19 protein-coding genes are annotated in these 25,164 nt (G+C 61.7%); 15 read left to right on the top strand and 4 right to left on the bottom strand.

Features of this window, described 5'->3' with window-relative positions; genetic code table 11:
- The first annotated feature begins 41 nt into the window (after window positions 1–41).
- The 3 genes from GGD66_RS39575 to GGD66_RS39565 all read left to right on the top strand — a co-directional run bounded on the left by GGD66_RS39575 (window position 42) and on the right by GGD66_RS39565 (window position 3,004).
- The gene (locus tag GGD66_RS39575) at window positions 42–965 is read left to right on the top strand and encodes a glyoxylate/hydroxypyruvate reductase A (RefSeq protein ID WP_183234879.1); all 924 of its coding nucleotides are present in this window, start codon (window positions 42–44) and stop codon (window positions 963–965) included.
- Window positions 966–978: 13 nt separating this feature from the next.
- The gene (locus GGD66_RS39570) at window positions 979–1,335 is read left to right on the top strand and encodes a cupin domain-containing protein (protein ID WP_092252113.1); all 357 of its coding nucleotides are present in this window, start codon (window positions 979–981) and stop codon (window positions 1,333–1,335) included.
- Window positions 1,336–1,546: 211 nt separating this feature from the next.
- A complete protein-coding gene (locus GGD66_RS39565) occupies window positions 1,547–3,004 on the top strand; it encodes an NAD-dependent succinate-semialdehyde dehydrogenase (protein WP_183233427.1) in 1,458 nt (485 codons plus the stop codon).
- A gap of 112 nt (window positions 3,005–3,116) precedes the next feature.
- Here the strand turns inward: GGD66_RS39565 and GGD66_RS39560 are convergent, their stop codons facing one another.
- Entirely contained in the window at window positions 3,117–3,806 is a 690-nt protein-coding gene (locus GGD66_RS39560; RefSeq protein WP_183233426.1) for a haloacid dehalogenase type II, read from the bottom strand.
- Between the two features lie 343 nt (window positions 3,807–4,149).
- Between GGD66_RS39560 and GGD66_RS39555 the strand changes: the two genes are divergently transcribed.
- Window positions 4,150–5,526, top strand: coding sequence for an aspartate aminotransferase family protein (locus GGD66_RS39555; RefSeq protein ID WP_183233469.1), 1,377 nt, complete (start codon window positions 4,150–4,152; stop codon window positions 5,524–5,526).
- A 28-nt stretch (window positions 5,527–5,554) separates the two neighbouring features.
- On the opposite strand, the gene GGD66_RS39550 is transcribed toward GGD66_RS39555, so the two are convergent.
- Window positions 5,555–6,031 carry an Lrp/AsnC family transcriptional regulator gene (locus GGD66_RS39550; protein WP_018321783.1) on the bottom strand — a complete coding sequence of 159 codons (477 nt, stop codon included), beginning with the start codon at window positions 6,029–6,031 and terminating at the stop codon, window positions 5,555–5,557.
- Window positions 6,032–6,144: 113 nt separating this feature from the next.
- Window positions 6,145–7,470: an FAD-binding oxidoreductase gene (locus GGD66_RS39545; protein ID WP_183233425.1), complete on the bottom strand. Its 1,326-nt coding sequence runs from the start codon at window positions 7,468–7,470 to the stop codon at window positions 6,145–6,147.
- Between the two features lie 640 nt (window positions 7,471–8,110).
- Here GGD66_RS39545 and GGD66_RS39540 point away from each other — a divergent pair.
- From GGD66_RS39540 to GGD66_RS39490, 11 genes are all read left to right on the top strand, one after another.
- Entirely contained in the window at window positions 8,111–9,802 is a 1,692-nt protein-coding gene (locus GGD66_RS39540) for an ABC transporter ATP-binding protein (protein ID WP_183233468.1), read from the top strand.
- A complete protein-coding gene (locus tag GGD66_RS39535; RefSeq protein WP_183233424.1) occupies window positions 9,799–11,469 on the top strand; it encodes a peptide ABC transporter substrate-binding protein in 1,671 nt (556 codons plus the stop codon). The genes GGD66_RS39540 and GGD66_RS39535 overlap by 4 nt, the downstream gene beginning before the upstream one ends.
- A gap of 55 nt (window positions 11,470–11,524) precedes the next feature.
- Window positions 11,525–12,475, top strand: a complete 951-nt coding sequence (locus tag GGD66_RS39530) for an ABC transporter permease (protein ID WP_183233423.1) — start codon at window positions 11,525–11,527, stop codon at window positions 12,473–12,475.
- 38 nt (window positions 12,476–12,513) lie between these two features.
- Window positions 12,514–13,392, top strand: a complete 879-nt coding sequence (locus tag GGD66_RS39525; RefSeq protein ID WP_018321788.1) for an ABC transporter permease — start codon at window positions 12,514–12,516, stop codon at window positions 13,390–13,392.
- A gap of 53 nt (window positions 13,393–13,445) precedes the next feature.
- Window positions 13,446–14,756 (top strand): FAD-binding oxidoreductase, encoded by a 1,311-nt coding sequence (locus GGD66_RS39520; RefSeq protein WP_183233422.1) that lies wholly within the window; start codon window positions 13,446–13,448, stop codon window positions 14,754–14,756.
- Between the two features lie 72 nt (window positions 14,757–14,828).
- The gene (thrC, locus tag GGD66_RS39515) at window positions 14,829–16,256 is read left to right on the top strand and encodes a threonine synthase (RefSeq protein WP_183234877.1); all 1,428 of its coding nucleotides are present in this window, start codon (window positions 14,829–14,831) and stop codon (window positions 16,254–16,256) included.
- 34 nt (window positions 16,257–16,290) lie between these two features.
- Complete coding sequence (locus GGD66_RS39510) at window positions 16,291–17,259, top strand: homoserine kinase (protein ID WP_183233420.1); 969 nt, start codon at window positions 16,291–16,293, stop codon at window positions 17,257–17,259.
- Window positions 17,260–17,629: 370 nt separating this feature from the next.
- Window positions 17,630–18,502: a GNAT family N-acetyltransferase gene (locus tag GGD66_RS39505; protein ID WP_183233419.1), complete on the top strand. Its 873-nt coding sequence runs from the start codon at window positions 17,630–17,632 to the stop codon at window positions 18,500–18,502.
- A gap of 26 nt (window positions 18,503–18,528) precedes the next feature.
- A complete protein-coding gene (locus GGD66_RS39500; RefSeq protein WP_183233467.1) occupies window positions 18,529–19,698 on the top strand; it encodes an alanine racemase in 1,170 nt (389 codons plus the stop codon).
- Between the two features lie 75 nt (window positions 19,699–19,773).
- Window positions 19,774–21,246 carry an aldehyde dehydrogenase family protein gene (locus tag GGD66_RS39495; RefSeq protein ID WP_183234875.1) on the top strand — a complete coding sequence of 491 codons (1,473 nt, stop codon included), beginning with the start codon at window positions 19,774–19,776 and terminating at the stop codon, window positions 21,244–21,246.
- Window positions 21,247–21,393: 147 nt separating this feature from the next.
- Window positions 21,394–22,716: an FAD-binding oxidoreductase gene (locus tag GGD66_RS39490; protein WP_183233417.1), complete on the top strand. Its 1,323-nt coding sequence runs from the start codon at window positions 21,394–21,396 to the stop codon at window positions 22,714–22,716.
- A gap of 246 nt (window positions 22,717–22,962) precedes the next feature.
- Here GGD66_RS39490 and GGD66_RS39485 read toward each other — a convergent pair whose 3' ends face one another.
- Window positions 22,963–24,402 (bottom strand): FAD-binding oxidoreductase, encoded by a 1,440-nt coding sequence (locus GGD66_RS39485; RefSeq protein ID WP_244550582.1) that lies wholly within the window; start codon window positions 24,400–24,402, stop codon window positions 22,963–22,965.
- Between the last annotated feature and the right edge of the window lie 762 nt (window positions 24,403–25,164).

Genomic DNA, 25,164 nt, shown 5'->3' with positions numbered 1-25,164 from the left:
ACGCGCCGCATCCCGGGCGAGGACCTGAGAGGACCACGTCGATGGCGTTCCTTTTCAATTCCGATGCTGCTCGGGCGGCTATATTCCGGCAGGCCTTTGCGCGCGAGCTCCCTGATCTCGAATTCTATCATTCCAGCGAATGCTTCGAGCCGGAAAAGGTACGGTACCTGATAACCTGGAACGCGCCCGACGATCTCTCGCGTTTTCGAAATCTGGAAATGCTCTTTTCCACCGGTGCGGGGGTCGATCAATTCAAGCCGGAGACCCTACCTGGCCACGTCAAGCTCGTGCGCATGATCGAGGATGGCATCATACGCATGATGCAGGAGTACGTCGTGCTTGGGGTGCTGACACTCCATCGCGAGATGCTTGCCTATCGGGAGCAGCAGGGAAGAGGCCTATGGCAGGCTCTTGCAACGCCCCAGGCGGCCGATCGGCGCGTCGGCTTTCTGGGCCTCGGCATGTTGGCGCAAGCTGCGATTGATCGCCTCAAGCCGTTTCGATTTCCGCTTGCCGCGTGGAGCCGCAGCAACAAGACGATCGAGGGTGTCACCTGCTTCCACGGCGAAGATCAGCTTGGCAGCTTCCTGAAAGGTGCGGACATTCTCGTCTGTCTTCTGCCCTTGACGGAGCAAACAAGCGGCATCCTGAGCGCACAGCTGTTCTCTCTCGTGCCGGCGGGAGCAAGACTGCTCCATGTCGGCCGCGGCCCGCAGCTTGACCAGGGTGCACTCATCGAGGCGCTCGACAGCGGGCACCTTGCGGCCGCCATGCTTGACGTCACCGATCCCGAGCCATTGCCAGAGAACCATCCACTCTGGTCCCATCCGAAGGTGATCATCACGCCGCATATCGCGTCCGTGACGCAACCGCATACGGCAGCACAATCCGTCATAGAGAACATCCGGCGCCACCGCGCTGGACGAAATCCGATCGGCCTCGTCGATCGAGCGCTCGGTTACTAACAGGAAAGATGCCATGTCACTTCTGATTGCCATCGACACCAATCCGGATTTTGTACCGAAGAAGGCCGTGCCGGATCCGGAACGTCTCATTTCGGGCAATCCGTCCTTCAAGACCTGGGCGCAGGACGCCTCGAAGGGTGAGAAAGTGCTGACGGGCGTCTGGGAGGCAACCCCCGGCGAGACCCATTCGATCAAGGGCACCACCTTCGAGTTCTGCCACATCATCTCGGGTCTTATCGAAATCGAGGAAAAAGGTGGTGAGACGAAGACTTTCCGCGCCGGCGACAGCTTTGTGATGAAGCCGGGCTTTGTTGGCGTCTGGCGCACGATCGAGACCGTGCGGAAGATCTATGTCTGCCACTATGACTGAGCACGATGCCTGACGGCGGCCTCACTAAACGACGGCCAGAACAATCGACTTTCGAGTGCCCGTCTGACCGGACTCAACGCGGTCAGACGCTTCCTTTTCGATGAAAAATGCGGCGCGCGGTGCTGTATGGCCCAGATGAGACGGCTTGTCTCGCCAATCGCATATCCGGCAGTGTTGGCGGTTTGACCCCGAAGAGTAAGGGAACAAATACATGGTTGCATTGAAAGACAAGGATCTGTTTCGCCAGCAGGCACTGATCGGCGGCCACTGGCGCGACGCGAGTGCGAAGGCGACGGTTGATGTCATCGATCCTGCCAGCCAGCAAGTTCTTGGCACCATCCCCGATATGGGGTGCAAGGAGACCAGGGCTGCCATCCGCGCTGCGGCCGACGCGTTCAAGCATTGGAAGACCAAGGCCCATGCAGAGCGCGCCGCGCTGCTGGAGCGCTGGTATGAGCTGATGCGACACCATGAGCAGGATTTGGCTCTTCTGCTCACGCTGGAGCAGGGCAAGCCACTGGCGGAATCGCTCGGCGAAATCCGCTATGGGGCCTCCTTCGTCAAATGGTTTGCGGAAGAGGCGCGCCGGATCAACGGATCGACGATCCCGTCTCCCACCGTCGATCGCCGCATTCTGGTTTTGAAAGAGCCGGTCGGCGTCTGCGGGATCATCACGCCCTGGAATTTTCCCAACGCGATGATTACACGCAAGGTGGCGCCTGCGCTGGCCGCGGGCTGCACCGTCGTCATCAAGCCCTCTGAATTCACGCCGTTTTCGGGCCTCGCGATCGGTGTGCTGGCGGAGCGGGCAGGAATTCCACCTGGCGTGATCAACATCGTGACGGGTATGCCGGCGGAAATTGGCCAGGAACTGATGGCCAATGAGTCCGTCCGCAAGATCTCGTTCACGGGATCGACCCGCGTCGGCGCGCTGCTGATGAAAGGCGCCGCCGACAACATCAAGCGGCTCAGTCTCGAGCTCGGCGGCAACGCGCCGTTCATCGTCTTCGACGATGCCGATATCGACCGCGCCGTCGAGGGCGCAATTGCGTCGAAGTTCCGCAACGGCGGACAGACCTGCGTCTGCTGCAATCGCATTCTTGTCCAATCGGGTGTCTACGATGCCTTTGCACAGAAGCTCGCCGGCAAGGTCGCGAAAATGAAGGTCGGTGCCGGTACGGAAGATGGGGTCGCAATCGGGCCGATGATCAATGGCGCAGCGATCGAGAAGATCAAGCGGCACGTCATGGACGCTCTGGATAAAGGCGCAAAGATCATCGCTGAGAGTGAGGCGGTGCCGGAGGGCCGGCAATTTGCTCGGCCTCTCGTGCTCGGTGGCGCGACGACCGAGATGCTCCTGGCTTCGGAGGAGACCTTCGGGCCGGTCGCGCCGCTTTTCCGGTTCGAGACGGAGGACGAGGCGATAGCGATCGCAAACGGTACGCCCTTCGGTCTTGCGGCGTATTTCTACACTGAAAACCTGAAGCGTTCCTGGCGTGTTGCCGAAGCGCTGGAGTTCGGCATGGTCGGCCTGAACACCGGCCTGATCTCGACGGAGGTCGCGCCTTTCGGCGGTGTCAAACAGTCGGGCCTGGGACGCGAGGGATCTCAGCTCGGCATAGAAGAATATCTCGAGAGCAAGGCCCTTCATGTCGGCGGCCTGGATTGAGCGTCCATCGGATCTGAAACAAGAAAAGGGGGCGGTTGAACCGCCCCCTTTTCTTTGACCAGCGCAGATCTCTATTGCTGAAGTGCCGCGAGCGATCCCGAAAGAACTGCGCTCAGGCGCTTTTACGAAGAGGCTCCAGGCCGACTGCGGCAGCCAAGCCGCCGATGCCAGAGACCTCGGTGTATTCATAGAAGGGGTTCGCCGGCTCGTGACCGCGGTTCACCCATACCTTGCTCTTGATACCCAGATCGTAGGCGGTCATCAGATCGTAGCGGAACGAGGAGGAGACGTGGGTGATATCTTCCGGGCCGCAGCCCAGCTTGTCGAACATGTATTCGAAGCCTTTCATGTGCGGCTTGTAGGCGCCAGTCTCCTCGGCCGTGATGACCATGTGGAAGGGAGCGCCGAGCTTCTCCACGTTGGACATGATGAGGTTCTTCATGGAGTTCGACAAGATGACCAGCGGGATCTCTTTGGCAACCTTGGCCAGACCCGCTGGGACGTCGGGATGTGGACCCCATGTGTGGATCTCTTCATTGATGCGCTGGGCATCCTCCGGCCGAAATACGATACCGTTGCGCTTGCAAGCGCGCTCAACTGAATTATGCACGACCTCGAAGTACGGCTTCCACGCGCCAAGAACTTCGTCCAGGCGATAGGCGGCGAAATCCTTGATGAAACTAGCCATCGTCGTGGCAGAAAGTTGAGATCCGTAGACTCTCCTTGCCGCGCCGGCCATGTCGAAATTGGTCAGCGTGCCGTAACAGTCGAAGGTGATGTATTTCGGTCTAAACGTTGCCATGGCTCGATCCTTTTCGGTCCTCACGCACCGCGCTCCGGTACGACAGGGATCATAGCGGGCAGACGACCGGATAAAGCACCGCTGTCGCGGTGACCGGGAGCAGATTGTGTCGTATCGGATCGGAGCTGTGGCAGAGAGTTGTGCGAAATAGGCGCATCCGACGTGAGCGCCAATGCCTGGCGCGGGCCGATGCCGGCATAAGATGCCGCACTGGTGCCCAATCAAAGTCAAAACGCCCTCCGTCCATGTCCTGCCTGGGAGCAAGTGCTGTCTTCGGCAGCTTATGTTGGCCCAGACACGACGGCCTGCTCGCATAAACATCGCGACCGATCTGGAGGACAATATGTTGAGCAACTCGCTGATTGAACTCGATCGCGCGCATCTGATTCACCCGGTCTCATCCTATCGCAGCCATGAGGCGTCGGGTGTGCGCATGCTGAAATCAGCGAAGGGCGCGACCCTGACCGATGCCTCGGGACGTCAATTGCTCGACGGGTTCGCGGGTCTGTGGTGTGTCAATGCCGGCTACGGGCAGGACAGCATCGTCGAGGCGGCCACGAGGCAGTTGCGTGAACTTCCCTATGCGACGGGCTATTTCGGTTTGGGCTCGGACCCGGCGATCCGGCTGGCGGCCAGGTTGGCTGAATTGGCGCCTGGCGATCTGAACCATGTCTACTTCACGCTGGGTGGCTCCGATGCCATCGACAGTACGATCCGGTTCATCAGGTACTACTATCATTCCAAAGGGCGGCCGCAGAAGGACCAGTTCATTTCCGTCGAGTCTGGCTACCATGGATCGTCGACGGCAGGGGCTGGCTTGACGGCGCTGCCCGCCTTTCATGCGGGCTTTGGGGTGCCATACAACTGGCAACACAAGATCCCCTCGCACTACGCCTATCGCAACCCTGTCGGTTCCCATCCCCAGGCTATCATTGCGGCGTCGGTCGCGGCCTTGCGGGCCAAGATCGCCGAGCTCGGCGCCGAACGCGTCGCCGCCTTCTATGTCGAGCCGATACAGGGGTCAGGAGGCGTCCTCGTTCCGCCGCCGTCCTGGCTGAAGGCGATGCATGCGGTCTGCAAGGAGCACGATATTCTGTTCGTTGCCGATGAGGTCATCACCGGCTTTGGCCGTGTCGGTCCGCTCTTCGCCTGTGAAGAGGATGACGTCGTGCCGGATCTCATGACCACGGCAAAGGGGCTAACCTCTGGCTACGTGCCGATGGGGGCCGTTCTCATGTCCGACGGCGTCTACAACACGATTGCCGATGGCGCCGGCAAGGCGGCCGTCGGCCACGGCTACACCTATTCCGCTCATCCCGTCAGCGCAGCCGTTGGGCTCGCGTGCCTTGATCTCTATGAAAACGGCTTGCTGGAAAACGGCCGGAAGGCCGGGCACCGGCTGATGGAAGGTCTTCGGGCGCTTGCCGATCATCCGCTTGTCGGCGATATCAGGGGTCGCGGCATGCTGGCTGCAATCGAGCTCGTGACTGACAAGGAGCTCAAGACGCCTCTGCCGGCGGAAGCCGACGCGGTGCGCCGCATCTTCGACCGCGCGTGGGACAATGGTCTCGTGATCCGCGCCTTCGCGCAAGGCGTGCTGGGCTACGCGCCGCCGCTGTGCTGCACCGATGACGACATCGACGGCATTATTGAGCGGACAAAGACGACGCTCGACCAGACGCTCGAAGACAAGGACGTCCGCGCGGCGATGAAGGGATGATCACCGCGCTGCCGGTCGGAGATTGTTCTTAGCTATCGAAGATGCTTTCGAGCGGCAGATGGGATTTCACGATCGGGGACTTCAGCACGACGAAACTGAAATACTTGTCGATGCCGATATCCATCTCGACCAGGCGTTCCATGACCGCTTGGTATTCGCTGATCCCCGCCGTGATGAACTTCACGAGATAGTCGTACCCACCCGAAACCAGATGGCATTCGACGACCGAATCGATCTTTTCGATCGTCGTGAGAAAGCGAGCGAAATCGATCTGCCGGTGGTTCTTCAGGGTGATTTCAGCGAAGACCGTCAGAGTTTGTCCGAGCTTGGCAACATCGATCTGGGCGGAATAGCCGGTGATGAAGCCCTCCGTCTGGAGCCTCTTGACGCGCATCAGGCACGGGCTCGGCGAAAGATTTATCAGCTCTGCGAGCTCGACGTTGGAAATGCGCCCGTTCTTCTGCAGTTCGCATAAAATCCTGATGTCGATCTTATCGAGCTTCATAGCAATGCCATCAGATGGGGCCGACAACGGCGTCAGGGCTTTGAGTCTTCAGCGTCATATGCATTGTCATAGCATCAACCAGCAGCTTTTCCCAACGAGGCGGAAACTGCAATTCAGAACTCGCTGACCTTCCCCCAGGCGCTCATTTTCAGCCGTTCCGGCCTGTAGGGACGCGGGTCGACGATCGGTGCTCGACCGGTGATGATGTCGGCGATCATGTGCCCGGTGCCGGGCCCAATCCCGAAGCCGTGCCCACTGAACCCCGCCGCAAGGATGAAGCCTGGAATGGATTCAACTTCGCCGATTGCCGGAATGCCGTCCGGTGTGCTGTCGATGTAGCCGGCCCAGACGTTTGAGATGGCGAGGTGCCGCAGCTCGGAGACCAGCTTGCACGCGCGTCGATGCGTCAGCCGAATCTGCCCCATGTCGGGGCGGGGGTTGAGCGTTCGGTTCAGCTCCATCGGGGTCACCTCGTCGAGCCTCCATTTCGCCAGGGATTCGTGGCCTTGCCGCATGCCCTCGAAGGCGCCGGGGCTGAGGCTTCGCCAGCGGCGGGCGAACATGGGGAGGAATTCGCGGCCGAACCTGACCTGCTGCGGCGTCGGATCTAGTCGCGCGCGCCCGCTGATGGCCAGCGTGTATCCGCCATCGCCGCGGCGCGTGGCCGACACGAGCCCTGCGTAAAGGGCATCAGGCAGGTCGGCCGCGCCCGGGGCCAGGGCGAGAATCGAAGAGCACACGGATGCCTGCGGGAAGCGAATTCCGAGCTGGTTGCAGAACGAAGATGCCCATGCGCCTCCTGCCATGACCACCGTCTTCGTCCGGATCGTGCCCGCCTCGGTCACCACGCCGTTGACCCGGCCGGCACTGAGCTCGATGCCGCGCGCGGCGCAGAGCTGGTGCACCGTGCCGCCCGCCGCCATGATCGCACGCGCGGCGATGGGAACGGCCTTTGAAGTGTCCGCCGTCCCGTCTGTCGGCGAGAAGACGCCGCCTCTCCATTTGCGGCCCGTCGCCTTGCCGCGCTCGTTCGCTTCTTCCGCACTCAACATGTGCGTCGTGACGCCCACCGTACTGGCGAAGTCTCGCCACTTCGCCCAGCCCGCCAGCTCATTTTCGTCGTTCGACAAATACAAAAGCCCGCAGCGGCGAAAACCCGTATCTTCACCGGTCTCTCCGGCAACTCTGTCCCAGAGATCGAGGCTCTTGGTTGCAATCGGGAGCTCGCGCGCGTCGCGGTTCTGCTGACGGCACCATCCCCAGTTGCGGCTGGACTGCTCGGCGGCGATGCGGCCCTTCTCGAGCAAGGCAACCTTGAGCCCGCGCCGGGCGAGATAGTAGCTTGTGAACACGCCCACCACGCCGCCGCCGATGACGACGACGTCCGCCTCACGAGGCAGGGATGGACTGGATTCGATATGCAGGAGCGGCGCGCTCATCCGACAGGGATCTCCGGTGGTTGCGTAGCGTAACCGGGGAATTGCGGCAGGCCCCGCGGACTTTGGCCATGAGACCGAATATCCTGCGGTTTACTGCCTTTGACACAGGCTATTATTGCGAAAATACTTTGCTTGGATCGCAGCTTGCAGGCGGCGAGACTGATGCACGTGCTCCTGCGATCCGTCGCGCGCCGCCGCGGCAGGGCTGGCGGCGCAGACTGAAATGCCAAATCGGACTTCGTTTTCAGAAGTTCCTGCTGCTTCGATGCCGGCTTTCGGCGACTCCAGGGTGATTCAAATCGTCAAGATCGGCAGAACGGATCGAAGGATCGAAGTCCATAGAGGCAACCCGCATGAGCCTTGTCGAGGAGCAGATCTTGGCAGAAGCGATCAAGCTATGAGCTCGGCACCATCCATGCTTCGCTTCGATCGAACTGACCTGTTCGGTCGGCGCCGCACTGCGAAGAAGAGTTCTTGCCTCTTGCGCGGGGAGGCCTGAATCATGTCGCAGTCTCCAATGGAGGAATGGCACGTCGAACGTCAAATCGTCGACCTGTCGAAGAAGCGTGGCAAGGCAAAGAACCGAAAGCGCGGCTCGCAGCAGGATGGCCGAACGAAGCTAAAAAGGGAGGATGTTCCGATGGCCTCTGGCGAGCCGGCTGCAGCCCCCGCCGATGTCGCGCTGTCGGTGCGCGAACTGACCGTGAGCCTGCCTGAAGGAATGGAGCGGGCCCACGCCGTCGAGAACATCTCCTTCGATCTCAAACGTGGACAGATTCTCTGCATCATCGGAGAATCTGGATCGGGCAAGTCGGTCACCGCCAATGCGATCATGGGGCTTCTGCCGAAGGTGATCAGGGTCACCTCGGGGGCGATCCACCTGAATGGGACGAACATCGTAGGCCTCGCGCCAGAAAAGCTCCGCAGTCTGCGCGGCCGAGTCGTCTCGATGATCTTTCAAGATCCTCTCTCGGCGCTCAACCCGCTGATGACCGTGGGCGCGCAGATCGAGGAGGTGATGGCCGCGCACGACGTGGGCACGCCGGCCTCGCGCCGCAGCCGGGCCATAGACTTGTTGATTGAAGTGGGTCTGCCTGATCCGCAGCTCATGTATCACCAATATCCCTTCCGGCTTTCGGGCGGGCAGCGGCAGCGGGTGATGATCGCTATGGCTCTGGCTCTCGAACCAGCGATCCTGATTGCGGACGAGCCGACCACCGCACTCGACGTGACGACCCAGGCGCAGATCCTGCAATTGATCCGCGACATTCAGCGCCGCAAGGGAATGAGCGTCATGTTCATTACCCATGATTTCGGCGTCGTCGCGGAGATTGCCGACCACGTTGTGGTGATGGAGAAGGGCCATTGCGTGGAGCAGGGCAGTGCCGCGCAGGTGCTGAAGTCGCCCAGTCATCTCTATACGCGCCGCCTGATCGCAGCCGTGCCCCACCTGACCGGCAAGGACCGCGTTCCCTCGGAAGCCGGGGAGCGAGCGTCGATCCTGAAGGTCGAATGCCTGGCAAAGACTTATCGCAGCGGCAGCGCGCTTTTCCGTACGCAGCGCATCGTGCCTGCGGTCAATGGGGTCAGCTTCGACCTCACGTCGGGTCGCACGCTCGGCGTCGTCGGGGAAAGCGGTTCGGGCAAGTCGTCGCTCGGTCGGCTGTTGATCAAGCTCATGGAGTGCGACGGCGGCTCGATTCTGTTCGAAGGCCGCGACATCGCTGGGCTTTCCGAAGCCGAGTTTCGGCCGCTACGGCCGAACATCCAGATGATCTTTCAGGATCCTTTCGCATCGCTCAATCCGCGATCGACGGTCGGTCAAATTCTCACTGTCGGCCCGGTCGCGCATGGCATGCCTTATGACAAAGCTTGCGAGCGTGCGCGGGAGCTTCTGTCCCATGTCGGCCTGGATGCAGGCGCCTTTGAGCGCTATCCGCACGAGTTCTCCGGCGGGCAGCGCCAGCGCGTCGGCATCGCGCGGGCGCTGATGTTCAAGCCAAAATTGCTGATTGCCGACGAAGCGGTCTCAGCGCTCGACGTATCGATCCAGGCCCAGATCTTGAAGCTGCTCGACCAGATCCAGCGGGAGACCGGCGTCTCGATGATCTTCATCACGCATGATCTGCGCGTCGCAAGCCAAATCTGCGATGAAATCGCCGTCATGCATCGAGGACAAATCGTGGAACGCGGACCGCCGTCCCAGATATTCCTCGATCCGAAATCCACCTACACGCGAGAACTGGTGGCAGCAATCCCGGGCGAGCAACCCCTGAGCATGCCCGAACATGCAGAGTACGGCGGACAGCACAAGGGAGGAGAGACGTTATGAGAAAGGGTTCTGCAACGACATCGAGCTACTCGCGGCGTGATGCTCTGCGAATGGTGGCGATCGGCGGAGCTGCCGGCCTGATCGCGCCCAACCTATTGGGCAAGCCGGCCCACGCGCGCACCTCTCCGACAAAGCCAACCGGCCGCGTGATCGTCGGGCTTGGACAAGAGCCCACCGTCTTCAATCCGCTGATGGTACACATTGAAGTCGATGATGGCGTGCACTTCTCGGTCTTCGACGCGCTGTTCCGCATCGATCCTCAAGGCGTTATCCAGCCCAACTTGGCCGTGGAAGTGCCGAACCAGAAGAATGGCGGCATTTCGGAAGACGGTCTCAAATGGCGTATTCGTTTGCGCGACGATGTCCGCTGGCACGACGGCAAACCGTTCAGCGCCGAGGACGTGAAGTTCACGCTCGAGCTGATTACGAATCCGAACTTCCGGAGTTGGCGCACGGCCGGCCATGCTCTCGTGCGCGACATCACGGTGGTCTCGCCGACGGAGATCACGTGGCGAATGGAGGAGGCCTTTGCGCCGTATCTGTCGTTCCTGACCGAAACATTCATCGTCCCCAAGCACATCCTCGAGAAAGAGGCCAATCCGAACAACGCCGCCTTCAACCAGGCACCGGTCGGAACCGGCGCCTTCAAGTGGAGCAAGAGGGTTGCTGGTGATCATCTCGAACTCGTTGCGAACACCGAATACTTCGGTGATGGCCCTCACATCGAGAGGCTGGTCTTCAAATACATTCCCGATCTCACGGTCCTCTACACCCAGTTCAAGAGCGGCGACATTGATCTCGTGGGCCAGCCTTACATCACGCCCGATCATCACGGGGAAGCCAAGACGCTGCCAAACCGTGTGGTGACGCTCGTCCCAAGGACCTCGTTCGAATCCTTCTATCTGAACCTCGAGCGCCCGCAGTTCAAGGAGCTTGCCGTTCGCGAGGCGCTCTACGCGGCGATTGACAAGGAGGCGATCATTCAGGGGCTCTATTACGGCGTGCCGACCCCGACAGAGACGTTCATGCCGCGGCAGTCCTTCTTCTTCAACGCCAATCTGCCCCTGCACAAATTTGATGTGAATCGCGCGGGCAAGATCCTCGACCAGGCCGGCTGGGCAAAGGGCGCGGACGGCATTCGCGCCAAGAACGGCGTTCGCCTGTCCTTTACCAATTCGACCACGTCGGGCGATCCCCTTCGTGAACAGGTGCAGCAGTTCCTGCAGCAGACGTTCGCGCAACTGGGGGTCGAGATGAAGATATCGAACCTGCCCGCCGCCGTGATGTGGGGCGATTTCTGGGTGCAATCGCAGTTCGATTCCGTGATCGTCGGCAGCTCGTATCTGATTGGCGCCGATCCGGACGTCACCAATCGCCTCCACTCGCGCTCGATCGCAGCGAAGGGCGGCCGCGGCTCGAACAATGCCCAATACGCAAATCCGGAGGTCGATGCCCTCCTTGACAAAGGCGCCCGCACCTTCGATCCCGAAGCGCGGCGCGCGATCTACTCTCGCGTACAGGAACTCGTGCGCCGCGATCTGCCTTTCCTGCCGTTGTATCAGAGCAACTCGGTCCAAGGTCTCAAGAAAGGGATCAATGGATTCGTGCCGAATGGCAACACGCGCACGGAGTCCTGGAACGCGCTCGCTTGGTATTGGGCGAGCTGATGTCTCGCCGGACGGACCGCGTCGGACGGTGTTGTCACGCTAATGGAGGACTCGAATGTCCGCCTTCCTGCTGAATCGTCTCTTGCAGAGCATCGTGCTGCTGGTGATCGTCTCGATCATCGGCTTCACGGTTCTCAACCTCATGCCGGGTGGTCCTCTGGCGCAGTTCGGGCTCGATCCGGGGATGACCCAGAAGGATGTGGAGCGGCTCGCAGCGCAGCTCGGGTTGAACCGGCCGCTATGGATGCAGTATCTCGATTGGGCCTGGCGGCTGCTCCAGGGCGATTGGGGACACTCGTTCCGCGATGGCTCTTCGGTGCTGACGGTGATTGGTCGACACTTGCTGGCGACGCTACTGCTTATGGGTACGTCCACCGTATTTGCGATCGGGGTGGGTGCCTGGATCGGAATCCGGGGCGCCACCCACCGCTATTCGCTGTTCGACTACTGCGCGACTGTCGGCGCCATGGTGGCGCTGTCCGTTCCGACGTTCTGGTTTGGCCTGATCGGCATCTACATCTTCACCCTGAAGCTGGGTTGGGTGCCCGCAGGCAACATGTACACGATTGGCGACGGCTCGGTACTGGACTATCTGCATCACCTGATCTTGCCGAGCCTGGTGCTGTCCCTCGTTCATGTCGCTATCTGGAGCCGTTACATGCGGACGGCAACGCTCGATGCGCTCAGTCAGGATTTCGTCAAGACGGCCCGGGCCAAGGGCGTGAGCGAACGCCGCATCTTGCTGAAACATGTCATCGGCAATGCGCTGTTGCCGATGATCACGCTGGCAGGGATGCAATTGCCCAGCGTTCTCACCGGCGCGCTGGTCACGGAGACCGTGTTCACCTGGCCGGGCATGGGGCGGCTGTTTCTCGACAGCCTTGGTTACAGCGACTATCCGGTCGTGATGGGGCTGTTGATCTTCTCGGCCATCCTGGTCCTGTTGGGTAATCTGATCGCAGACATCGTGATCGCCACCGTCGATCCGCGCATTCGCCTGGCCTGAGCCTGCAGACTCACGACAGATAAGAGGAGCGAGTAGATATGACCGCCATCGTCGCGCACGCAGCTCCGGCCCGCTGGTGGCACAGCCGTGCCGTTATCCGCTTCATGCGTCACCACCTGGCGCTCTTGGGAATCGCGATGATCACCCTGCTCGTGCTGGCGTGCGCCATCGGTCCCTATGCCTTGCCCTACGATTCGCTCCACATCGATCTGCGCGCCCGCTTTGCTCCGCCGCTGACAGGCAACCATTACTTAGGCACGGATCCCTTAGGGCGAGACCTCGCGGTGCGGCTGTTGATGGCCGGGCGCGTCTCGCTGGCGGTGGGGTTCTCCGCCATGTTGCTGTCGACGTTGATCGGCACGCTCATTGGCGTGACGGCCGGCTATCGCGGGGGTTGGGTCGGGGCGGCATTGATGCGGACGGTCGATGGCTTCCTGTCCTATCCCTCGATCTTTCTCGTGCTGGCGCTGGCCGCAACGCTGCGGCCGAGCCCGGCGATGATCACCGTGATCATTGCCGTCACGAGCTGGATGGAGACTGCGCGAATCGTCGAGGCCGAGGTCCGTTCCCTGCGCGAGCGCGAGTTCGTCCAGGCCGCGCGCATGGTCGGGCTTCGCAGGGCGCACATCATGTTCCGCGAGATCCTGCCCAATGCCATGGGTCCCATCATCGTCGCCGCAAGTCTGGCCGTCGCGCGCGCGATCCTTCTGGAGGCCTATATCAGCTTTCTCGGCTACGGCATCCAGCCGCCGCTGCCCAGCTGGGGCAACATGCTCAATGGCGCCCAGCAATATCTGGCGAGCGCTCCCTGGCTTGCCATCATTCCCGGTGCCGCCATTACGATGGCGGTGACGAGCTTCAACTTCATCGGCGATGGCTTGCGAGATGCCCTCGACGTTCGAAACGACCACATCTGAACGATTTCAACTGAGTCGCGGCAGAAACCAGCGACCATACGAGAAGCAAAGCCATGCACGCGCCGAGAGTTGCCGAGAAGGCCACGCCCTATTGGTGGGAAGCCGCGCCGCTTAAGCCGCCGCCTCAGCAGCCAATAGCCAGGAAGCTCGACGTGTTGATCGTGGGCGCGGGCTATGCAGGGCTCTCGGCCGGTCTGGTGCTGGCGCGCGAGGGCCGCTCGGTTGCGGCCTATGACGCCATGGACCCTGGTGAAGGAGCTTCGACGCGCAACGGCGGTATCACCAGCGGATCCATTCGGCCCGATTACGCGACGCTCACGCGCCGGTTCGGAGAGGAGAGGGCGCTGGCGATCGAGGCGGAAGGCAAGGCCGCGCGCGAGTTCCTGTACGATTTCATCAGGACGGAAGGCCTCGCCTGCGACTTCCAGCCGGTGGGGCAGTTCAAAGGCGCCTTCGGCTACGAGCAATACGAGGCCATGGCGCGCACCGCGGAGAGGCTGGCAAAGAAGCTTGGGATCGAAGCCTACGCAGTTCCCTATGCCGAGCAGCGCCAGTATATCGGCACCGATGTCTATCGCGGCGGTACGGTTCGGATCGACATCGGCGGACTGCACCCGGCGAAGTTTCACGCCGAACTGCTGCGGGTCGCGCTCGCTTCCGGATTGAGAGTCCACGCGCGGACGCCCGTGATCTCGATCGACAGAGATGGCTCCGGTTTCCGCGTCGTCACCGCGGCCGGTCCGGTGCAGGCGCGTCAGGTGCTGGTGTGTACCAACGGTTACACCGATGGCGCCGTGCCCTTCCTGCGCCGTCGGCTGGTCCCGGTTCGCAGCCGGATCATTGCGACGGAGGAGCTTGCGCCCGAAGTCATGGCGCGGCTGATGCCGAAACGCATGATGATCACGGAGAACCGGGAGGTCGGCTTCTATTATCGGCCCTCGCCTGATGGCAAACGCATCTTGCTGGGCGGCCGCGACAGCTCTCGTGTCGGCGACCCCGTCGCCCCGAAGCTGCTTCTGCGCAAGGGCCTGGTGAATCTGTTCCCTGAGCTGGAGCCCGTTCGCCTCTCACACAGCTGGTTCGGCCATGTGGCCATGAACCGCGACATGATTCCGCGCATTTTCGAGAAGGAAGGTATCGTCTATGCCAGCGGCTTCTGCGGGTCGGGCGTGGTCTGGGCGCCATGGGTCGGTATGCATGCGGCCCACAAGCTCATGGGACACGAGGAGAGGGCGCGCACCGCGTTCGACTTCAGGCCTCCGGCCTTCATCCCGTTCTATCGAGGCAATCCGTGGTTCATGCCTGCCTTCATTCAAGGCTACCGGATGCGTGACCGGATCGCGATGTGGCGCGCCAGCCGTTGACGGCCGGCAGCACAGCTTACAACCCAGGTCTGAGTTCCGGAGGCACTTCCGCCTCTCTAAAGAAGATTGACGATGCAGTACGTGTCCACGCGCGGCCATTCAGGCCGCAAGCAATTCTGCGAGGCATTGCTTGAAGGCCTCGCCCCGGATGGCGGGCTGTACGTCCCGGAAACCTATCCTCGTGTGGACCACGCCACGCTGGATGCGTGGCGTACGCTGTCCTACGCCAACCTGGCTTTCGAGATCCTGTCGCTCTATGTCGGCGATATTCCCTCCGCCGACCTGAATGCCATCTGTGCAAAGACCTACACGCCGGAGATATTCGGAAAGCCTGACATCGCGCCGCTGCGAAAGCTGGAGAGGGGACTTTACCTCCAGGAACTGTCGAATGGTCCCACGTTGGCGTTCAAGGACATGGCCATGCAGTTGCTCGGCAATCTGCTCGAGTACGAGCTGGCGCGCCGGCAGGAGAACTTGAACATTCTTGGTGCGACCAGTGGCGATACCGGAAGCGCGGCAGAATACGCCATGCGCGGCAAGAAAGGGGTGCGGGTGTTCATGCTCTCGCCCCGCGGACGAATGAGCGCCTTTCAACAAGCTCAGATGTTCAGCCTCCAGGACCACAACATCCACAACATCGCGATAGAAGGCGTCTTCGACGATTGCCAGGACATCGTCAAGCGGGTGGCGAGCGATCTGGAGTTCAAGCAGAAATACAAGATCGGTGCGGTGAACTCGATCAACTGGGCGAGGCTCCTTGCGCAGGTCGTCTATTACTTCTCCGGTTATCTGCAGGCGTCCGAACGGGGGACGACAAGTGTAAGCTTTGCAGTGCCTTCGGGGAATTTCGGCAACATCTGCGCGGGGCATGTTGCGCGCATGATGGGGCTTCCAATATCCCGGTTGGTCCTTGCGACCAACGAGAACGACGTGCTCGACGAGTTTTTCCGTACCGGGGTGTATCGCGTCCGAAGTCGCGCAGACACGCTCGAAACCTCAAGCCCGTCCATGGACATCTCCAAGGCTTCAAATCTCGAACGCTTTGTATTCGACTTGTTAGATCGGGACGCAGAGCGAACGAAATCGCTGTTTGCTGATCAGCTCGGGGAGCGAGGCTCGTTCGATCTGAGTGGAGAATCCAGATTTGCAGAGGCTACAGCCCGTTTCGGCTTCCGTAGCGGAAGGAGCACACATGCCGATCGGCTCGCGACCATCCGTGACACGTGGAAGCGTCGGAACACCGTGATCGATCCACATACGGCAGATGGCGTGAAGGTCGGGCGCATGCACGCGAGTCCCGAGATGCCGATGATTGTGCTCGAAACTGCTCTGCCGATCAAATTCGCCGCGACGATCAAGGAAGCTCTGGGCCGTGAGCCCGATCGCCCGCAAAGCTACGATGGCATTGAGAAGTTGCCGAGGCGGGTCAAAGTCCTTCCCGCGAATGCCCAGGCTGTCAAGAACTACATCACCGAGATTGTGCGTGATAAAGCCTGCTGAACGGCAGATATCGGAACGAAGGTCGCGTCAACCCATGGCCGTATTCACGGAGCTGTCATTCGACCAAGTCACAGCGTTCTTTCGAGCGCGGGGTCTCGGCGCGCCTCGCTCCGTTCGCGGGATCACCAGCGGAATTGAGAATACCAACTACTTCGTCGATACGGATCGGGAAGGGTACGTGCTCACCATTTTTGAGCGCCTCCCCTTCGAGCAGTTGCCGTTTTACCTCCACTTCATGAAGCATCTTGCGGTGCGGGGCATGCCCGTCCCCAATCCGGTCGCCAACCGTGACGGCGAAATCCTTCACTCACTGAAGGGGCGGCCTGCCGCCGTCGTTACCAGGCTTCCCGGTGCAAGCGAGATGGAGCCTACGGTCGCGCATTGTGGTGCCGTCGGAAAATTCCTCGCGCAGGTGCACCTGGCTGGGGCCGATTACCCGCGACAACAGATAAATCCGCGCGGCCTCCAGTGGTGGAACGAGGTTGTGCCGGTGGTCAGCCGCTATGCATCTGCTGGACAGCGCTCGCTGCTCGCGAGTGAATTGGCGTTTCAGAACCAGGTCGCTTTGTCCTCGACCTACCGGCAACTGCCCAGGGGACCGGTGCACGCTGATCTCTTTCGCGACAACGCCTTGTTTGAGCGGGGGCAACTGTCCGGCGTTCTTGATTTCTATTTCGCCGGGTGCGACGCGCTTCTGTTCGACATTGCAGTGTGCGTCAATGATTGGTGCATCGATGGTCCCGCCGGCCGTTACGACGAGGAGCGAGTCATCGCCTTCCTCGACGCATATGAGAGCGTCCGGAGATTGACTCCTTCGGAGCGCTTGCTGCTTCCCGCGATGCAGCGCGCTGCGGCATTTCGGTTTTTACTGTCGCGCCTGTGGGACGTATATCTGCCCCGCAAAGCTACGCTCCTAAAGCCACACGATCCGGGTCACTTCGAGCGCATGTTGCGCGTGCTGCGTGGAGAGATCCCCATGATGATCGCCGAAATGGCGCCCTAGCGGAGATTGGAGGGAATTATGACGCCGACTCTCGAAGGCCGCGCCGCGGCGCCCGACGCGTCGGCGCGCGACACGTCGTGATAACCGACGTCAATCCGCACCGTCTGGCGCTTGCAGTGGTGCTCCCGCCGCATGTGAGGCGTCAGCTCTGACGGCCCGCTTTCGAGCGCCGTCCTGGCGCGCCCGCCGCTGACGGCAGATTGGCCGCGTCGAGCCGCGAACAATGAAATTCTATGCCGAACTTTGCTCCAGTCCAATTGTGTAATGCTGTCTGGTGAAACGTACAGTGCGGACGATGCGAGGATCAGGTGGACCTCGCCGTCAATCAGGTACTGGCGACAAGTACCGCGAGCAAGAGAAACGTCGACCAATGATGAAGCCCGCAGCTTACCAGGCCGGAGATCGCGACGATCGAGCCGCGGTGCTGGTTCCATTCGCCAGATCACACCTGGAAGGCGCCCTGAAGCTCTCGCAGGAGATGTCCTGGCCCTATCGGCTCGAAGATTGGGATGTCGCGCTGCAGCTGGGCAAAGGCTTTGTTCTGGAACACGGTGGGACGGTGATCGGGACCGCGGCATGGTGGCCGTATGGCGAAACCCATGCTTCCGCTGGTATGATCATCGTCGCGAAGACCGCTCAGGGCCGTGGCTATGGGGCCCGGCTCATGGATGCGTTGCTGACGTCCGCGCGTCCACGAAGCATTGCGCTGAATTCGACCGCCGAAGGCCAAGCGCTTTACCAGCGGCGCGGTTTCGTCCCCATCGGGGTCATCCACCAGCATCAGGGAATTCCCAGAGGACGCCATGAGTCGCCGCCGGGGCTCGTCAGGCCAATGGCTGCCTCGGATTTCGAGGTGATCATGCGACTCGATCGCGACGCTACGGGCTTGGAGAGACGACAGATGCTCGAAAAGCTACTCCAAAGCGGTGATAGCTATCTCCTGCAGCGTGACGGCATGGCCCGCGGCTACGCCATCTCCCGGCTTTTTGGCCGCGGGCATGTCATCGGTCCCGTCGTCGCCGAAACCGAGACCGATGCACAGGCGCTGATCGAGGCTGCGCTCGCGCGGCTCGGCAGTGGTTTTGTCCGCATCGACACCTCTGCCACATCGCAGCTCGGGAGTTGGCTTGAAGGCATCGGCCTGGAGCAGGTCGGCGATGCCACCACAATGATCTTGGGCACGCCGGCACCATCAGGCGGGCCGGCGCGCGTGTTTGCGATTCCCAATCAGTCGTTCGGCTAGGAGACATCGACGTGCGACGCGAGGAGATGAGCGGAACGGATCACCAGAACTCCGAGACGGCCGCAACGCTCGGCACGCTGGCAACGCCGGCTCTCCTGCTCGACGTGCATCGGCTCGATCGCAATCTCGCCCGCCTGTCCTCGCGCATGGCGGAGCGGGGCGTCGTGCTGCGTCCCCACATGAAAACCGCGAAATCCATCGACGTGGCGCGACGGGCTTATCCGTCCGGATCGGGGCCGATCACTGTTTCTACCCTGGCGGAAGCCGAGTATTTCGCGCGGCACGGTTTTCGCGACATGACTTATGCGGTGGGTCTGGCGCCCCACACAGCTGAAAGAGCGATGCGTCTGCGCAAAGCAGGCGTTGACCTCAAGGTACTGCTCGATTCGCCGGAGCAGGCGAGGATGCTCGGCGCCGCCGGTCGTGACGCTGGTGTGACACCCACTGCGTTCATCGAGATTGACTGCGATGGTCACCGCGGCGGGCTGACCGCGGACGATCCAAAGCTCATTGCAGTCGCGGTCGCGCTGGGCGAGGCCGGCATCAAGCTTGCCGGCGTTCTCACCCATGCAGGCGAATCCTACAGCCTCTTCACGCCCGAGGCTCTCGTCGCGGCCGCGGAGAATGAGAGAGCGGTAGCGGTTGCCGCGGCGGAGGCCTTGCGGGCGGCCGGGCACCAATGCCCCATCGTGAGCGTCGGCTCGACCCCGACAGCGCATTTCGCCGAAGACCTGACCGGCGTCACGGAAATGCGGGCGGGCGTCTACATGTTCTTCGACTTGGTCATGCACGGTGTTGGTGTCTGCACGACGGACGACATCGCGATCTCGGTGCTCGCCACCGTGATCGGCACGAAGCCCGAGAAGGGCTGGATTTTGGTCGATGCCGGATGGATGGCGCTGTCGCGCGACCGCGGCACCGCGGCGCAGCGGGTCGACCACGGATATGGTCTGGTCTGCGACGTGGCCGGCAAGGTCTATCCGGACCTGATCGTTTCGCAAGCAAGCCAGGAGCACGGGATCCTCGCCATCAGGCCCGGGTCGGCGCACGCTTTGCCCAATCTTCCGATCGGCGCGAAGGTCAGGATTCTCCCCAATCACGCCTGTGCTACGGCGTCGCAACACGAGTTGTACAACGTCGTCTCCGCCGGCGGCGACGCGACTCACGCCCGATGGCCCCGGATGCGCGGCTGGTAGCACTGGCCGGGCCATTCCCAGCCCCTGGTTCCCGCCGCCGATCGGCGCCTATTCCCGGATCAAGGATCGCTTCCAATGACCTCGCCCATTCGACATTTGACGGAAGCCGGCTTTCTCGGAAAATTCTACATCGACGGAGACTGGCGGAAGCCGATCGGATCAGTCACGGCAGCCGCAATTGTCGTCAACCCGGCGACGGAACAGCCGATCGCCGACGTCGCGCTCGGCGACGACGATGATGTGGACTGCGCGATCGCAGCCGCCAGAGGAGCCTTCGCCGCCTTGTCCATGACACCGCCTGCTCAGAGAGCGGCGCTGCTCGACCGGATGCACGCCTTGCTCCTTGAGCGGCTGGAGCTGTTCGCGCAGGCGCTTACGTGTGAGATGGGAGCTGCGATCACCTATGCGCGCCGCGCTCAGGTGCCGTTGGCCGCCGAGCATATCCGCGTCGCCCGCGACAATCTCGCGAATTATCCGTTCATCGCCGCGCGCGGCAGCACCGCGATCATGCGCGAGCCAATCGGCGTCTGCGGCCTCATCACGCCATGGAACTGGCCACTTTATCAGATTACTGCGAAGGTGGCCCCGGCGATTGCGGCCGGTTGCACGGTGGTGTTGAAACCGAGCGAATTATCGCCGCTGAGCGCTTTGCTATTCGCGGAACTGATGGACGATGCCGGTTGCCCACCCGGCGTCTTCAACCTCGTCAATGGGACAGGTCCGATCGTGGGCGCCGCTCTCGCGTCGCATCCGTTGGTCGACATGATCTCGATCACCGGCTCGACGCGCGCCGGCGTTCTCGTCGCGCAAGCGGCAGCGCCCACCGTCAAGCGCGTTGCCCAGGAGCTCGGCGGCAAGTCGCCAAATATCATCTTGCCGGACGCCGATCTCAGCCGTGCTGTTCCGCTTGGCGTCGCCGCCGCCTTCCGCAATCTCGGCCAATCCTGCAGTGCGCCGACGCGCATGCTCGTGCCCCGTTCACGGATCGAGGAGGTCGAGACCTTGGCCGCGGCGGCCGCTTCTGAACTGGTGGTCGGCGATCCCCTTGCGGAAAGCACGACCCATGGTCCGATCGCCAACCGGCCGCAGTTCGAGCGCATCCAGACCATGATCGGCGTCGGACTGGAAGAAGGCGTCAAGCTCGTCATCGGCGGGCGAGGGCGGCCCGACGATCTCCGGACTGGCTTCTATGCGCGGCCGACCATCTTCTCGAACGTCCGTCCCGACATGAGGATCGCGCAGGAGGAGATCTTCGGCCCGGTGCTGTCTATCATTCCCTACGACACCGTGGACGAAGCGATCGCGATCGCCAATGACACCGTCTACGGCCTCGGCGCCCACGTGCAGGGCACTGATATGGAGACGGCGCGAACCGTCGCCGGGCAGATCCAGTCGGGTCAAGTCCATCTCAATTATCCTGACTGGGACCCCAACGCACCTTTCGGCGGCTACAAGCGCTCCGGCAACGGTCGCGAATACGGCATCGAGGGCATGGAGGAGTATCTCGAGACCAAGGCCGTTCTCGGATTTTATCACTCTCGCGCTTGAGCATCTCGTATCGCTCAAACGGCCAGAAAACCGAACATCTTGCGAAGTCCTGGATGATTTCAGCACATTCTACCGAGCGCACGATGCGATGAAGGGCTGATCGGAAACGTTGCTTCCGCATTCTTGGCAGCCGAGGTTCGTTGGACCATGTCGCCCCACGTCGATCGCATTCACAGCGATGAGCGTCTCCCGGCCGAGGCCGACGTCGTCATCGTCGGCGGCGGCATCCTCGGCTCTACGGCCGCCTATTACCTGGCGAAGCGTGGCCTCTCCGTGGCGCTCCTCGAGAAGGGGCACGTCGCCTGTGAACAATCGAGCCGAAACTGGGGTTGGTGCCGCCAGCAGAACCGCGACCGGCGCGAACTGCCGCTATCGGTGCTCTCCATGCGGCTGTGGGACGAGCTCACGCGCGATATCAATCGGGACCTTGGATTTCGTCGCTGTGGTCTCGTCTATGCGACCCATGACGAGGCTGTGCTCGCGGGCTGGGAAAAGTGGCGCGAGGTCGCCAGGGAGTACGGCGTCGATACCCGCGTGCTGAGCCGGGCCGAGGTGGCCGAGCGCGTCCCCGAAGCGCGCGACAAATGGGTCGGCGGGACCTATTCGGCGCGAGACGGCAAGGCCGAACCTGCGCTCGCCGCGCCGGCTATCGCTGAGGGGGCTAGAGTTCTGGGCGCCACGATCCACCAGGGATGCGCCGCGCGGGCGCTCGACTTGGCCAATGGCAGGATTGCGGGCGTGCACACGGAGAAGGGCTACATCAGAACCAGTGCTGTGCTGTGCGCCGCCGGCGCCTGGTCCTCGCGCTTCCTTCGGCCGCTCGGGATCAGTTTCCCCCAAGCGAGCATCCGGCAGACCGCGCTGCGTTCCACGCCGACAATCAACATAGGCGAGGCGGTCTCCACACCCTATTGCACGATTACGCGCCGACTGGACGGCAGCTACACGCTTGCGATCAGCGGCAAGGCGAACCTCGAAATCACGCCCCAGGCCATCCGGTATAGCCGGGAATTCATGCCGCAGTTCTTGCGTCGCCTGAAGAACGTCAGGCTCGGCATCGGCCAATCGTTCGTTTCGGGGCCGGATTCATTGCCGGCGCTGCTGACCAACGACGACCGGATCTTCGAACAGAATCGCGTGCTGGACCCTCCGCCCTTGAAATGGCTGGAGAGCCAAGTGGTGGAGAGTGTCCGGAAAACCTTCCCCCAACTCGGCGAAATAGAGATCGATAGCGCCTGGGGCGGCTTCGTCGATTGCACGCCGGACGCAGTGCCCGTGGTATCGCAGGTGGACGGGGTGGATGGCCTCGTCCTCGCGGCGGGCTGCTCGGGTCACGGCTTCGGTCTGGGCCCGGGGCTCGGCTATCTGGCCGCAGAGCTTGTCGTAAACGACACGCCTTGCGTCGATCCGACGCCGTTCCGGCTGTCGCGTCTGGTCGATGGTTCCAAGCTGGACATCGCCGCCATCTGAAGATCGAGCCGGACGTCAGGCCCGACGTACCGTGGCGAGCAAAGGACTCGGAGCTGTGCTCGAAGATCCTTATCCGCGTGCGGGACCTGATCGCGATTTAGCAGTCCCTAAGGGGCGTTTCCTCCCCAACTTGAGCCACTCCTTCGGAGTGGCTCTTTCTTTATGGACAAGACGATTTGGCTGATCGAGGTGCATCGGCCGAAGACCCACCGTTTGGAAAGGATCGCCAACTCGCCGGCCGATGGTTCAACGGGCAGACTTCTCTCCCAATGGGCAGACGATCGCGCCAGCGTTCATGATGTCCGCCGGATCAAAGGCGGTCTTGATCCGGCGCATCGCCGCGATGCGCCCGAGATCGCCGTACCGCTCCAGAAGATGCTTCTTGAATCGGCCGACGCCATGCTCCGCGCTGAACGTGCCGCCGAGCGCTGCGGCTGTATCGTAGAGTTGCAGAGACAGGCTGCTTTCGATCCGCTTGGTGAACTCGATGCGGTCGACGCCGGCGGGAACGAGCACGTTGTAGTGCAGATTGCCGTCGCCGACATGGCCGTACACGGAAAGCTCAAGGTCGGCGTCATATGCTCGCACCTGTGAGCCGGCCAGATCTAGGAAGCGCTGAATGGAGGAAAGCGGTACCGAGATATCGTGCTTGACCGACCCGTTCCGGCGCTTCTCGCCCTCGGGGATGGTCTCGCGGAGCCGCCACATCGCGGTCCGCTGCGATCCGCTCTGCGCCAGCAGTGCGTCCTCGATCCATCCGGACTCGATCGCCTCGGCCAGTACTGCTTCCATCAGTTCGTCGAGATCGAGATGACGTGAGGAAGAGGCTAACTCGACGAGGACGGCGCCAGCTGGGCCCGCTCCAAGGGAGCGCGGGTCGGTCATTGCGTCGGTCGCAAGCGCGATGGATCGGGCCGCCATGAATTCGAAAGTGGTCAGCAGGTCCGCGGACTCGCGACGGACCAGAGCGAGAAGCTCGGCGAGCGGCGCGCCGCTCGCGAGCTTCAGCCAGGCAGTCGCGCGGCGGGTTGGCAGGGGCGCGAGACGCAACACTGCGCCCGTAACGATGCCCAGAGTCCCCTCGCTTCCGACGAAGCACTGTTTGACATCGTAGCCGGTATTGTTCTTCCGCAGCTTGCGCATGTCGGAGACCACCGTGCCGTCCGACAGCACCGCCTCAATTCCGAGCAGCAGATCACGCGTCATTCCGTACCTGACGACCGATAGCCCGCCGGCATTCGTCCCGATGTTACCGCCGATCCGGCAACTGCCTTCCGCGCCGAGGCTGAGCGGCAACAGAAGTCCGGTGGCCGCCGCGGCGTCCTGTACGTTCTTCAGGATGGCGCCGGCGTCCACAGAGATGCTCATGGAGACGGGATCGACTTCGCGAATCCTGTCCATCCGCTCGAGGCTCACGATAATCTGGCGTCCGGAAGCGTCCGGTGTCGCACCGCCGCAGTAGCTGGTATTGCCGCCCTGCGGAACGATTCCGATACCATGATGCGCCGCCAGCCGCACGATGTCGGCGACTTGCTTCGTCGTCGCCGGCTTCAGCACGGCAAACGTCGAGCCCGTGGAGAGCTGGCGTTGATCCGTCGTGTAGGTAGCCATCCGCTCCGGGTCGTCAACGACGCCTCCGTCGCCGACAAGGTCGCGAAAGGCCCGAACGTGTACTGACTGGGACATGCTCAGCTCCCAATTGGCATCGGGCCATCTTTGCGCGTTTGTGCCGCATTGGCTGCCGTTGGAGGGTCATTCAGAAGAAACCAATGCTGAATTACTACGATTGTCGGCAGCTTGCGCCGCCGTCGAACACTTTCTCGCGAGGCGTCTGGGACTTGAGAGAAGTAGTCGATGACTTCACGGGTCATCTATCCCTGATGCTTGAAGTGGGGCGTCGCTACCGTAGCCAAGATCGTAGGTTGCTCTGTGCTGAATTGAGAAACGGTACATATTTCAATGGAGGTTGACTGACACTCTCTCCGTGCCGTGGCTCATGGGAAGAGGTGATGGACGAAACCTCCTTGAATTGGCTCCAATTGGACATCGATTGCTGGAGCTAGCTCAAACTTGCCCATGATGGATTGGACCGAGAGTTCAAGTTGTTCAACTGGTTAGAGGGCGACGTGTGCACGACGTGTGCACCGGGATATCAAGAAAAATCTCGCTACGACTAACTTGAGCGAGCTTGTGGCGCATGTGCATGATTCCGAATTTGCGAGGGCAGAAGGCGGGCGAGTGCTTATGCGCGGCCTCGGCTGTTCGAAGCGGAATAGTCGAAAATCGTGGGTTTGACTCCCACTCTCTCCGCAGTCGCCCGATTTTGTACGCCAAACTACGATCCCCCGCGCTTGGCTCGTCAATCGTGCCGAATGTAGCCCAATGCCGGTCATTGGTACACGTCGACTGCGCGCGATCAGAGTATCGCGGAGGGCGTCGCCAGAATTC

It is taken from the genome of Bradyrhizobium sp. CIR48, assembly GCF_014198315.1.
Taxonomy (GTDB): domain Bacteria; phylum Pseudomonadota; class Alphaproteobacteria; order Rhizobiales; family Xanthobacteraceae; genus Bradyrhizobium.
This window is presented reverse-complemented; position numbering and strand designations above follow the sequence as displayed.